Raw genomic sequence first — 11,284 nt, 5'->3', positions numbered from 1 at the left:
CGATCCCGCTCCACCAGCGATTTTACGGGTGCGAAACGGACAGGCCTCGCCCTTCAGGGCGAGGGGTGAGCCTACTGCGCACCACTGACAATCGTCCGCCGAGCGTGAAGAACGGGACGCGGTGTGTGATGCGAGACCCGCAGGGGAGGTGCATCACTGCAGGTGGGAGTCCTGCTCTTCTTCGGTGTCTCGCTTACCACCAGGCCCTGCTTGGGGCGCACCGCGTCGGCGAAGAAGCTGAGCGGTCTCTCCCCCCGGCGACGTATCAGTGCTCGGGGCCCTGCACCGAGGTGTCCCGCATGTCGGCCCGCTGGGCGGGCGGCCGGCCAGCATGCCTCGTACGGCGGTGCGCGCCACCCCGGCATACGCTCAGTGTTCCGTACAGCCGCGATCACGTGAAGGGTGGGCCGTGAGCGTCTTCGACGGGAGTTGGAATACAGCAGGAGCTGCCTGTCCCGGCCGGTGGCCTGTCCTGGATGGCGCTGGTATCCGGCCAGCGGTACACGACCTACGTGATCAGAAAGCCACCGTTGAGGTTCCTCCAATGCCAGGGAGCTGGATCAGCTAGCCACCGAACTGCTTGGCTGAGATGAGCCCCGCACCGTTTGCCCTACTCCCCCTGGGAGGAGGAACAGAGGGCCCGCAGGGCTGCCACTGGCCGATCTTGCGTGAGCGCTGCGTGAGCGGACTGGGTGGCACTAGGGTGGACCCAGCGTCATGGTGGTCATGGTCGGAAGTCTCTGACCTGGGGAAACGGGATTCTGCGGTACCGCCCGGCACCAGGCGGGATGATCTTGCGGGCCCTCGTAATGCGTAGGTCTCGGGTTCGAATCCCGAAGGCGGCTCGGATACAGCCCAGGTCAGATGCTTCTGACCTGGGCTTTTTCTGTGCCTTGGGCCCGATGGGCGCAGGCCGTTCTACCTGCGCCTCCGCGGCCCGATGTGGTGGGCAGCGGTCGCCGGGGGTGGGGGGCGGGGCTAGCGTGGAAGGGGCTCTGCTTGGGAGGCCGGGATGGTGACACGGTGGCGCAAGGCGGCGGTGGGAGTGGTCGCGGCGGGGCTCGTGGCGGTGCCGCTCGGCGGGGCGCCCGGGTACGCCCTGGAGGCGGGAGCGCCGACTCGTGTTGCGGCGCCCGTGCGGGATGACGGGGATGTCGTCCGGATCACGCCCGCCGTGGCGCAGCAGCTGGATGATGCCGTGCGGAAGGTCATGGTCGACGCCCGGGTGCCCGGGGTGATGGTGGCCGTGTCGGCGCCCGGCAAGGGCGAGTACGTCCGTACGTTCGGTGTTGCCGACAAGGCGACCGGGGCGCCCATGGACACCGGTCTGTACATGCGTATCGGGAGCGAGACCAAGACCTTCACGGTCACCGCGCTGCTGCGGCTCGTCGATGACGGGAAGGTCGGGCTCGACGATCCCATCGGGAAGTACGTATCCGGTGTTCCGAACGGGGACCGGATCACGTTGCGGCAGCTCGCCGGGATGCGCAGCGGGCTCTTCAACTACTCCGAGGACGAGGGGTTCTTCAAGGCGCTGACCAGTGATCCGCAGCGGCCGTTCACGCCGCAGCAGCTGCTCGCGTACTCGTTCAAGCATCCGGTGCTCTTCGAGCCGGGCGCCAAGTTCGACTACTGCAACACCAACCTGATCCTGCTCGGGCTCGTCATCGAGAAGGTGAGCGGGAGGAGGCTGGGTGACTTCCTTGCAGATGAGGTCGTCAGGCCGGCCGGGTTGAAGCGGACAGCGCTGCCGCCCGGTGCCGCGTGGCCGACGCCGCACGCGCAGGGGTACACCGACCAGACCGCCGACGGGAAGGTCGAGGAGACCGCCGACTGGAACCCGTCGTGGGGGTGGGCTGCCGGAGCCATGTACTCCGACCTCGCCGACCTGCGCAAGTGGGCCCGCGTCGTCGCCACCGGCACGCTGCTGGAGCCGGAGACGCAGAAGGAGCGGCTTGACGTGGATCCGGCGCTGCCCGGGACGGGGTACGGGCTGGGGATCTTCCTCGACCACGGCTGGGTCGGGCACAACGGGTCCCTGCCGGGCTACCAGTCCCTGACCCTGTACCTGCCGGAGGCGCAGGCGACGCTGGTGGTGCTGCTCAACACCGACATCTCCGCCGAGGGGGAGGAGCCGAGCACGTTGTTCGGCGAGGCCATCACGAGGATCGTGTCTCCCGACAACGTCTTCTCGCTGCCCGCTCAGCCCGCCGCCGGGAAGTGATCCTCACTTGGCGTCCGCGTAGCACTCCACGATCGCCGTGGTGAACGGGAAGCGGACCGGAGTGTCGCCGAAGGCGATACGGGCGGCGCGGTCGCCGGCCGCGCGGACCGCCTCCGCGACCGCTTGCGCCTCCTCGGCCGGGCAGTGGACTATCACCTCGTCGTGCTGGAAGAACACCAGCTCCGCCCGCATCCCCGCGGCCGCGATCGACTGCCGCAGCGCTGCCAGCATCAGCAGCGCCCAGTCGGCGGCGCTGCCCTGCACCACGAAGTTGCGGGTGAAGCGGCCGCGGGCCCGGGTGTTCGTCGAGGCGTAGCTCGGAGTCCAGGCGTCGTTCCGGGTGGGAGTCCCGTCCGCGGGAGGGGTGTCCGGCTCCTGCGGGATGCCGGCCTCGCCGTACGGGTCCTCGCCGGCCGGGCCGGAGCGTGCGGGCGGCGGGCAGGTGCGGCCCAGCCAGGTCCGCACGAGGCGGCCCTCCTCGCCGGCCCGCGCCGCCTCGTCCACGTACGCGACCGCCTGCGGGAAGCGGCGGCGCAGCGCAGCCAGGTTCTTCAGGCCGTCGCCGGACGTCTGGCCGTACACGGCGCCCAGTACGGCGATCTTCGCCATCTCCCGGTCGCCTGAGAAGCCCTGGCGGGATACTGCCGTGTACAGGTCCTCCGCGCGGCCCGCCACCGCCATGAACGCCGGATCGCGGGAGATCGCGGCGAGCACCCGCGGCTCCAGCTGGTCGGCGTCCGCGACGACCAGGCGCCAGCCGGGGTCCGCGACGACCGCCCGGCGGATGACCTTGGGGATCTGCAGGGCGCCGCCGCCGTTGGTCACCCAGCGCCCGGTCAGGGTGCCGCCGGGGACGAACTCGGGACGGAAGCGGCCGTCCCTGACCCAGTCCTGGAGCCAGGCCCAGCCGTGCGCGGTGTAGATGCGGTACAGCTTCTTGTACGCGAGGAGCGGCGCGACGGCCGGATGGTCCAGGCCCTCGATCTCCCAGCGGCGGGTCGAGGTCAGGCGGATGCCCGCCTGGGCGAAGGCCTTCGTGACGTCCGCCGGAAGGTCGGGGCGGACGCGGCGGCCGAACGCCGCGGACACGGCGTCCGCCAGCTCGGCCAGGCGGCGGGGCTCCCCGCCGCCTGCGTAGCGCTCGCCCAGCAGGTCCGTGAGCAGGGCGCGGTGGGTGTCCGCCCGCCACGGCATGCCGGCGCGGTGCATCTCCGCCGCGATCAGGAACGCCGCCGACTCCGCGGCCGTCAGCAGGCGCATGCGGTCCGGGTGGGCGGCGGCGCCGTGGCGGCGGGTCTGGTCCTCGTAGACGGCGAGCAGCGCATCGAGGGGAAGGGGCGCGGGCTGCGGATCGAACAGGGAGTCCTGCGCGCCGGGCGCTGCCGCGCGCGCCGGAGGATCGGGCGGTACGGGCGCACCCGTGAGGCGGGCCCATGCGGCCGCGGCCGAGCGGGGCTCGCCGGATCGGCCCTCGTGGCCGAGGAGCAGCAGCTCGGCGACCTCGATGTCGTAGCAGCGGTCGACGCGGAGGCCGGCGGCCAGGAGGCGGGGGTACACGGCCGCCGTGGAGCGCCAGATCCAGCGGGTCCCGGCGGGGGCGGTGCGGACGGCCTCCGCGGGGTCGCGTACGCGGACGGGGGGCGTGGGGGCGGGGGTCAGGGCGGCCGCCTGCCAGTGGCCCTCGGCGTCTTCGGCCAGGGCCCAACGGGGTGCGGGGTCGCTCATGCATGCGAGTGTCCCACCGGGGGCTGACAGCGGGGCTGCGGCTCGGTCCGTGTGCCGCGGCTGCCGCCTGCGGCCGCGGGGCCCGCCCGCGCTGACCGGTGGAGGCGGTCGGGGTGCGGGGGATCGGGGTGCGGGGGCGAGGGCGGCGGCGTGGGAAGGTGGTGGGGTGAAGGGCATTGTTGAGCGGGGCTGTGAGCTGGCGCTTTATGGGCAGGGGGATGCCGGGCTGGATGCCGGGGCCTCGCTGCTGGCTGCCGACGGGCAGCAGTGGGGCGGGGTGGCGCGGGAGCTGCTCGCACGGGGCGAGGGGTACCTGCGGCAGGCCTGGGAGCGGGGGTGGCAGCCCGCGGACGTGATGCGGCTCGTGCGGCGGGACCTTGCCGAGCGGCATCTGCGGATCACCGCCGATCTGGTCGCGGCGGAGGCGCGCCGCTATGCGCGGCTGCCCGAGCGGTGGACCGCCGCCGAGGTGTGGTGGGGCGACGACTCCGGGTACGGGGAGCGGCTTGCCCGGCGGGAGAGGGCGGACCGGTTCTCGCTGGCAACGGCCGTGCTGGAGGTGTTCCGGCTGCTGATCCGGCTTCCGGCGATCGAGCCGGTCGCCCCTGTGCCGGGGGACCCTGCTGCCGATGCCCTCGCGCACGTGCACATCGAGCCGCGCATGCTCGGCCGCATCCGGGCGCTCCTGGCCAAGGCCGAGGCCACCCCGTACCCGGAGGAGGCGGAGGCGCTCAGTGCCAAGGCGCAGGAGCTGATGGCCCGGCACACCGTGGACGAAGCCCTGCTCGCGGCAAGCGGCAAGGCGCCCGTGCAGGCGCCGTCGGCCTGCCGGATCGGGGTGGAGCCGCCGTACGAGGAGGCGAAGGCGGTGCTGCTCGACGCGGTCGCCGGGGCCAACCGGTGCCGGGCGGTGTGGAACAGCGCCTTCGGGTTCTCCACGGTGGTCGGCTTCGAGAGCGACCTGGAGGCGGTGGAGCTGCTGTACACCTCGCTGCTCGTGCAGGGGACGGCCGCCATGACGCGGGCGGAGGCCGGGCAGCGGGCGGGCGGCCGCAAGCGTACGAAGACGTTCCGGCAGTCGTTCCTGCTCGCCTACGCCAGTCGGCTCGGCCAGCGGCTCGCCGAGACGGCGGAGCACACGGCGGGCGGGGCGCCGGACAACCTGCCGGCGCTGGTGGCCCGCGATGTCGCCGTCACCGCCCGGGCCGACGAGATGTTCCCGAAGACCGTCAGCACCCGGCTGCGCGGGGCGACCGACCTTGACGGGTGGAACGACGGGACGGCCGCCGCAGATCAGGCCAGGGTGGCGGACGGCGCGCGGCGCCGTCCGCTGGCTCCGTAGCCCTCTGTTGCCGCCCCGTCAGCGGAGGGTTTGGTTCCGTTGCCCCTCACCGTGACCGGGGCAGCACCCTCCGCGTGCACGTGCATCTGCCCATGCAGGCGCCCGTGAACACAGCTATGATCCGGTGGAGTTGACATCTGCACTATCGGGGGCTTCCTGTGGACCACGCGTACAACGGGATGGCAGCTGCAGAACTCGACGGGGTGACCTGGCAGAAGAGCAAGCACAGCAACTCGCAGGGCTCCTGCGTGGAGTTCGCGAAACTGCCGGGCGGCGCCGTCGCCGTGCGCAATTCGCGGTTCCCGGACGGACCGGCTCTCGTCTACACGCCGGCCGAGATCGAGGCGCTCCTCCTGGGCGTCAAGGACGGCGAGTTCGACCACCTGATCCACTGAGGGCCGGGCTCGGAAGACTCTGGAACGGTGCCACAGATCCAGCCGTGCACGTGCACTGGCCGGGATCGATCGTTCATGATCGATCCCGGCCGGTGCGCCGTGCGGAACCCCTGCCCCGCCGCGCCGCCGCCTACTCGGGGAGCATGAACAGCGCCCACACGACCTTGCCGGTGAGCCGGCCCGCGAGCGGGTGCCAGCCCCAGCTGTCGCTGTAGGCGTCCACGAGGAACAGTCCGCGCCCCGACTCCAGGTCGCAGTTCTCCTCCGTGTGCTCCGGTTCGAACGTGCCGCCCGGCCGGTCCTCGCTGGGGTCGCGCACCGCGCACACCAGGCGGGAGCTCCACCGCATCAGGTGCAGCCGCACGGCGGCCTCCGGCTCTCCGCTCCCCGCCCCCGGCGGCCGCGGGTCCCCGGGAAGGGCGTGGCGCAGCGCGTTGGTGACGAGCTCGGAGACGACGAGGGCCACGTCGTCGAAGCGCTCGTCGAGGCCCCACTGGGCCAGCGTCGAGCGGGTGAACGTACGGGCCCCGCGCACCGCCTCGAAGCGGGCGGGGAGGGAGCAGGAGGCAGACCCGGACACAGCCGTGGGGTCGACCGGGGGCAGGCCCTGCCGTAACGGCTCGAGCATGGTCGATCCATTCGTCCCCATGCGAGGCACTCCCGGGATTCGCGGACGTGGCGGCGGCTTGCGTCCAGAAAGAACTGCGGGGTGGGTCGGTCCGGCGCCGGCGCGAAGAGCACGCAGGTGCGCGGCACCATCGTTCCGAATGCAGAAGCTGGATGCAAGGGCAGATGCACGTGCACGCGCCGGACCTGTCCCCACCCGTGATGGTTCTTGCTCATTTCTTCCTACGTACACTTACGGACTTCTTCTACGGCAGCCCGGATTCCGTTACAGAACGAGTACGGGCCGATGCGTTTTGGTGGCAGACTGCGAGCCCTGGGGACACGGGGGCCCAGCGATGCAGCACACACGCGCAGACCACGCGTATCCATGGCGATGGGGAGGGCAGGACTAGTGACCGCAGAAGCAGGCGGTTCCGTGGTGCGCCGCATCCTCCTGGGCTCACAGCTCAGGCGACTCCGAGAATCCCGCGGCATCACCCGTGAGGCGGCCGGCTACTCGATCCGCGCATCCGAATCGAAGATCAGCCGCTTGGAGTTGGGAAGGGTGAGCTTCAAGGCAAGGGACGTCGAAGACCTCCTCACGCTCTACGGGGTCACGGACGGCACCGAGCGCGAGTCCCTCCTGGGCCTCGTCCGCGAGGCCAACGCGGCGGGCTGGTGGCACAGCTACGGCGACGTGCTGCCCGGCTGGTTCCAGACCTACATCGGCCTGGAGGGGGCGGCGTCCCTCATCCGCATCTACGAGGTGCAGTTCGTGCACGGCCTCCTCCAGACCGAGGCCTACGCGCACGCCGTCGTCAGCCGCGGCATGCCCGGCGCCGGCAAGGCGGAGATCGAGCGCCGCGTCGCGCTGCGCCTGGAGCGGCAGAAGGTCCTCGTCTCCGAGAACGCCCCCGTCTTCCACGCCGTGCTCGACGAGGCCGCGCTGCGCCGCCCGTACGGCGGCCGGGACGTCATGCGGGGCCAGTTGGAGCACCTGATCGAGGTCTCGCAGCGGCCGAACGTGCAGCTCCAGGTGATGCCGTTCTCCTTCGGCGGCCACTCCGGCGAGAGCGGGGCCTTCACCCTGCTGCGGTTCCCCGAGTCCGACCTCCAGGACATCGTCTATCTGGAACAGCTCACCAGCGCCCTCTACCTGGACAAGGACGAGGAAGTGGCGCAGTACGAGCGGGCGATGGAGCGGCTCCAGGCCGACTGCCCGGACCCCGGCCAGACCCGGGATCTTCTGCGCGGCCTCCTCCAACTGTCTTGATCCGCACGTACTATGACGTCTGATCAGTGCATGACCGAACGGTCTCGGGTGCAGCGCCCGGGTGCGCGCTCGCAGTAAGGGATGGCATGTCCATATTCGAGGACCTGGCTCACCAGTACATCGACGGCACCTGGCTGGCCGGCAACGGCTCCTGGGACATCATCGACGTCAACCCGTACAACGGGGAGAAGCTCGCCGCCATCACCGTGGCCACCGTCGAGCAGGTGGACCAGGCCTACCGGGCCGCCGAGCGCGCGCAGCGCGAGTGGGCCGCCACCAGCCCCTACGCGAGACGCGCCGTCCTGGAGCGGGCCCTGCGGATCACCGAGGAGCGCGAGAAGGAGATCGTCGAGGCGATGATCGACGAGCTCGGCGGGACGCGTCCCAAGGCCGAGTACGAGATCCACCTCGCCAAGGAGTTCATCCGCGAGGCGATGCAGCTCGCCGTACGCCCCGAGGGCCGGATCCTCACCTCGCCCGTCCCGGGCAAGGAGAGCCGCGTCCAGCGCCTCCCCGTCGGCGTCGTCACCGTCATCAGCCCCTTCAACTTCCCCTTCCTCGTCACCATGAAGTCGGCCGCCCCGGCGCTCGCCCTCGGCAACGCCGTCGTCGTCAAGCCCAACCAGAACGCGCCCGTGGTCGGCGGCGGCGTCATCGCCCGCATCTTCGAGGAGGCCGGCCTGCCCGCCGGGCTGCTGAGCGTCCTCGTCACGGACATCGCCGAGATCGGCGACGCCCTCCTGACCCACCCTGTCCCGAAGGTGATCTCCTTCGCCGGCTCCGACCGCGTCGGACGGCACGTCGGCGCTGTCGCCGCCCGCCACTTCAAGCGCACCGTCCTGGAGCTCAGCGGCAACAGCGCCCTCGTCGTCCTCGACGACGCCGACATCGACTACGCCGTCGAGGCGGCCGTCTTCAGCCGCTTCGTCTACCAGGGCCAGGTCTGCATGGCCGCCAACCGGATCCTGGTCGACACCCGCATCGCCGAGGAGTTCACCGACAGGTTCACCGCCCGCGTGCGCGCCCTGCGCACCGGCGACCCCCGCGAGGCCGACACCCACATCGGGCCGCTGATCAACTCCTTCCAGGCGGAGGCCCTCACCGCGCTCGTCGACCGCGCCGTCGCCTCCGGCGCCCGGGCGCTCGTCCGCGGCGCCACGCGCGGCAACCTCGTCGAGCCGACCGTGCTCACGGGCATCCCCGAGGACTCCCCGCTGCTCACGCAGGAGATCTTCGGCCCGGTCGCCCTGCTGATGGTCTTCGACGGCGAGGAGGAGGCCGTCCGCATGGCGAACGCCACCCCGTACGGCCTGAGCGGCGCCGTCCACACGCGTGACGTCGAGCGCGGCATCCGCTTCGCCGAGCGCATCGAGACCGGCATGATCCACGTCAACGACTCGACCATCGGCGACGAGCCGCTGGCCGCGTTCGGCGGGGAGAAGGCCTCCGGCCTGGGCCGGCTGAACGGCGAGTCGACCGTCGAGGCCTTCACCACCCAGAAGTGGATCTCCGTGCAGCACGGCAGGAGCACCTTCCCCCTCTGACCCCCGCCCGCCTTAGACTCGGCGGAGTCGGCGGCGGGCAGCGTTTCGGGGGAGTCCTCACGTGAGCAACATTCCGGAGACGGGGCGGACGCCCCGGGTCCAGAACCGCCTGGTGGTCATCCAGGTGGTCGTCTTCTCGCTGCTGCTCACCCTCGGCGGCCGCCTGTGGTACCTCCAGATCCGCAACGGCGACGAGTACACGGACGAGGCGAAGAACAACCACGTCCAGCAGGTCGTCCAGCCCGCCGTGCGCGGCTCGATCCTCGACGCCCGCGGCGTCCCCCTCGCCGACAACGAGACCCGCATGGTGGTCTCCGCCAGCCGCACCGAGCTGAGCAAGATGAAGGACAGGGGCAAGGAGGTCCTCACCCGCCTCGCGGGCGTCCTCGGCCTGAACCCGGACGACGTCGTCAACAGCGTGCGGCTGTGCGACGCCAAGACCCCCAAGCCGTGCTGGAACGGTTCGCCGTACCAGCCGATCCCGATCACCGACGAGGCGACCACCGAGCAGGTGCTGGAGATAAGGGAGCACGCCGAGCGGTTCCCCGGCATCACGGCCGAGCCGACCGCCGTACGCCGCTACGCCGGCCCCGACGGCGCCAACACCTCCCAGGTCCTCGGCTACCTCTCGCCCGTCACCGACGCCGAGATCGCCAAGGCGAAGAAGACCGACTCGCCCTACCTGCGCTCCGACCAGGTCGGCCGCTCCGGCCTGGAGCGCACGTACGACAAGGAGCTGCGCGGCAAGGCGGGCATCACCCGCTACGAGGTCGACAACCTCGGCCGGGTCATCGGCCTGGCCAAGGCGGACAAGCCCACCCCCGGCTCGAACATCGTCACCTCCATCGACGCCCGCGTGCAGGCGGTCGCCGAGCGCGAGCTGAACAACGCGATGATCGAGGCCCGCAAGGGCTACGACCGCAACACGCACCGCAACTACGAGGCCGACTCCGGCGCCGTCGTCGTCATGGAGGCCAAGACGGGCCGGATCGTCGCCATGGCGTCCAACCCGACCTACGACCCGAACGCCTGGGTCGGCGGCATCTCCGCCAAGGACTACGCGGCCCTCACCGACAAGGACTCCAACTACCCGCTCCTGAACCGGGGGATCCAGAGCGTGGCCGCCCCCGGCTCCATCTTCAAGGTCGTCACCTCGACCGCCGCCGTCAACGCCGGCTACCCCTTCAACGCCCGCTACCCCTGCCCCAGCTCCTACTCGGTCGGCGGGCAGACCTTCACCAACTTCGAGTCCCAGGGATACGGCGACATCACCATCGGCCGCGCCCTGGAGGTCTCCTGCGACACCGTCTACTACTACCTCGCCGACAGGGAGTGGAAGAAGGACGGGGGGATCAACCCGAAGAAGGACCCCGCCGACTGGTTCCTGAAAACGGCCCACCAGTTCGGCCTGGGCAAGCCGACCGGCGTCGACCTGCCCAACGAGGTCGGCGGCCGCGTCCCCGACCGGCAGTGGAAGAAGGACTTCTTCGAGGCCAACAAGGCCGCCTGGTGCCGCGACGGCAAGAAGAACGGCACCTTCGCCGAGCGGATCGCCTACGAGAACTGCCGCCAGGGCAACCAGCTGCGCGAGGGCGACGCGATCAACTACTCCATCGGCCAGGGCGACACCCTCGTCACGCCCCTGCAGATGGCCTCCGTGTACGCGGCCCTCGCCAACGGCGGCACGCTGCACCAGCCCAGCATCGGCAAGGCCGTCGTCAGCGCGGACGGCACCTCCGTCGAGGAAATCGCACCCAAGGAGCGCGGCCGGCTCCCCATGGACGCCAAGCTGCTCAAGGACGTGGACGCCGCCCTGGAGTCGGTCGTCACCTCCGGCAGCGCGGCCTGGCGCTTCGGCGGCTGGCCGCAGAAGCAGATCCCGATGCACGCCAAGACGGGCACCGCCGAGGTGCACGGCAAGCAGACCACCTCCTGGTTCGCCTCGTACACCGAGGACTACGCGATCGTGATGACGATCTCCCAGGGCGGCACCGGCTCGGGCGCCTCCGGACCGGCCGTCCGCAAGATCTACGAGGCGATGTACGGGCTCGACGAGAAGGGCGCCCAGGACCTGTCGAAGGCCCTCCTGCCCAAGCCCATGACGGAGCTTCCCGCGATCCGCCCGGACAACGGATCCTGACGCGCGCGGCCGCCCCCGGCCTCGTCAAATAGGAC

7 protein-coding genes and 1 pseudogene are annotated in these 11,284 nt (G+C 71.1%); 6 read left to right on the top strand and 2 right to left on the bottom strand.

The genetic code is table 11. The features are described 5' to 3' along the window. The first annotated feature begins 1,012 nt into the window (after positions 1–1,012). Positions 1,013–2,224, top strand: coding sequence for a serine hydrolase domain-containing protein (locus tag MUK52_RS13700; protein ID WP_284576486.1), 1,212 nt, complete (start codon positions 1,013–1,015; stop codon positions 2,222–2,224). Positions 2,225–2,227: 3 nt separating this feature from the next. Here the strand turns inward: MUK52_RS13700 and MUK52_RS13695 are convergent, their stop codons facing one another. Next, on the bottom strand, positions 2,228–3,949 hold the full coding sequence (locus tag MUK52_RS13695; RefSeq protein WP_114053531.1) for a bifunctional 3'-5' exonuclease/DNA polymerase: 1,722 nt from the start codon (positions 3,947–3,949) through the stop codon (positions 2,228–2,230). Positions 3,950–4,115: 166 nt separating this feature from the next. On the opposite strand from MUK52_RS13695, the gene MUK52_RS13690 reads away from it, so the two are divergent. After that, a complete protein-coding gene (locus MUK52_RS13690; protein ID WP_284576481.1) occupies positions 4,116–5,291 on the top strand; it encodes a DUF2786 domain-containing protein in 1,176 nt (391 codons plus the stop codon). Positions 5,292–5,449: 158 nt separating this feature from the next. Then, positions 5,450–5,686, top strand: a complete 237-nt coding sequence (locus MUK52_RS13685; protein WP_114053532.1) for a DUF397 domain-containing protein — start codon at positions 5,450–5,452, stop codon at positions 5,684–5,686. A 130-nt stretch (positions 5,687–5,816) separates the two neighbouring features. On the opposite strand, the gene MUK52_RS13680 is transcribed toward MUK52_RS13685, so the two are convergent. Then, a complete protein-coding gene (locus MUK52_RS13680; protein ID WP_114053533.1) occupies positions 5,817–6,335 on the bottom strand; it encodes an ATP-binding protein in 519 nt (172 codons plus the stop codon). Positions 6,336–6,686: 351 nt separating this feature from the next. Here MUK52_RS13680 and MUK52_RS13675 point away from each other — a divergent pair, with 351 nt between their 5' ends. From MUK52_RS13675 to mrdA, 3 genes and pseudogenes are all read left to right on the top strand, one after another. Then, a complete protein-coding gene (locus MUK52_RS13675) occupies positions 6,687–7,565 on the top strand; it encodes a Sco1979 family transcriptional regulator (RefSeq protein ID WP_114058389.1) in 879 nt (292 codons plus the stop codon). An 86-nt stretch (positions 7,566–7,651) separates the two neighbouring features. Beyond that, complete coding sequence (locus MUK52_RS13670) at positions 7,652–9,109, top strand: aldehyde dehydrogenase family protein (protein WP_114053534.1); 1,458 nt, start codon at positions 7,652–7,654, stop codon at positions 9,107–9,109. Between the two features lie 61 nt (positions 9,110–9,170). Further along, positions 9,171–11,237 (top strand): annotated as a pseudogene (gene mrdA / locus MUK52_RS13665) (penicillin-binding protein 2); the annotation flags it as partial. Positions 11,238–11,284 lie beyond the last annotated feature (47 nt).

Origin of the sequence: Streptomyces sp. 2P-4 (genome assembly GCF_030167965.1) — a bacterium.
Taxonomy (GTDB): domain Bacteria; phylum Actinomycetota; class Actinomycetes; order Streptomycetales; family Streptomycetaceae; genus Streptomyces; species Streptomyces globosus_A.
This window is presented reverse-complemented; position numbering and strand designations above follow the sequence as displayed.